The sequence below is a fragment of the Escherichia sp. HH41S genome (assembly GCF_009820115.1).
GTDB classification, from domain to species: domain Bacteria; phylum Pseudomonadota; class Gammaproteobacteria; order Enterobacterales; family Enterobacteriaceae; genus Escherichia; species Escherichia coli_F.
The window spans coordinates 1-1438 of sequence record NZ_VNXE01000021.1; the positions used below are offsets into that span (position 1 = coordinate 1).

1 protein-coding gene is annotated in these 1438 nt (G+C 49.3%); it reads right to left on the minus strand.

The window, feature by feature from the left end; genetic code table 11:
* Positions 1–290: 290 nt before the first annotated feature.
* Positions 291–1316 (minus strand): IS110 family transposase, encoded by a 1026-nt coding sequence (locus tag FQZ95_RS06115; protein WP_160529996.1) that lies wholly within the window; start codon positions 1314–1316, stop codon positions 291–293.
* Positions 1317–1438: the final 122 nt, after the last annotated feature.

Consider the following 1438-nt stretch of genomic DNA (forward strand, 5'->3'; position numbering starts at 1 on the left):
CGGGCGCGAGGTAACATATATGGACGCTCCCGGAATGCAATGCTTTCTTCAGTTATGTAATAAAACGGGTAGGTGCAGCCATATATCCGGTTTCTGATGGGATTTTTATCCCGAACCATGATGAAATCCGCCAGGCAGGTACCAATCATCCTCTACGGGCTAACTTGCCCTTGTTACCTCTCGGTGTATCCTGCCTGCGGTCTTACCTGTTTTGCCATCTTCTGAAGTCACCTGCACCTACCAGGACGTTAACTTTTTTTCAGCACCTCGTCAGATTGACTGACCTTGTGTCAGGCGAGCTGCCGAGGTTGATATTCAGTATTGTGTGACAACATTGACCACATGATCCTCGCTGTTTTTGCCGCCATGGCGACAACAGCTACATTGTAGTGCTTCCGCTCAAGGAGTCCCTGAAGCCAGGAATTCTCCTCAACCGCGCCGTTTCGGTTGACCCAGGCGGTAAGTGCGCGTGCGCCGTGAACCAGCAGGTATCGGAAATATCCATCTCCACGTTTGCTGATCCCTCCCAGTTGCTGTTTCCCGCCGCTGGAATGTTCCTTTGGTGTCAGCCCCAGCCATGAAGCGAACTGCTTTGCGGTACTGAATTGTCGGGCATTACCCACTGCTGCTACCACATAAGTGGCCGTTAGCATGCCAACCCCCGGGATCTTGGCCATTCTCTGGCAGGCTTCCTGCGTTCTATACCAGGAGGCCAGAGCTTCTTCTACCTGTTTAACTTGTTCTTCAAGTTCCCGGATATGTTTAGACTGTCTGTAGATGCTGGTTCTGACAAAGGGAGATAAACCATTTTCGCCATCCTCCAGAATGGCTGGCAGCTCACGTGTTAAATGGCTTTGTCCGGCCGCAATCGTAATACCAAACTCAGCAAGTGTGGCTCTTAAACTATTGGCACAGGCAATCCGCTCACGGATAAGTATTCCCCGTTCAGTGTGTAACGCTAAAACGGCCTGCTGCTCTTCGGTTTTTATCTGAACAAAACGCATATTCGGGCGGGTTACCGCTTCGCAGATTGCTTCAGCATCTGCTGCATCCGTCTTGTTCGTTTTCACATAAGGCTTCACATACTGCGGAGGTATGAGTTTTACCTTATGACCATAGCGGGTGAATAATCGCGCAAAATAATGACTGGATGAGCAGGCTTCCATGCCAATCAGACAAGGTTCCAGTTGAATCACAAACTGAACAAACTTAGCCCGGGTGAGCTTTTTACGCAAAATAGTATGGCCTTCATGATCGACACCATGAAGCTGAAAAACGTTCTTTGCCAGGTCGATACCAAGAGTTGATACTTTCATGTGGACGCTCCTAATTTTTCAGGACGTATTGCAACGATCCAGTCTGGTACTTTGATACCGTAAAATCTGGAGCGTCCATCTCATTATCCCTGTAAAACGCGCCCTCAGCCCACATCCATGTG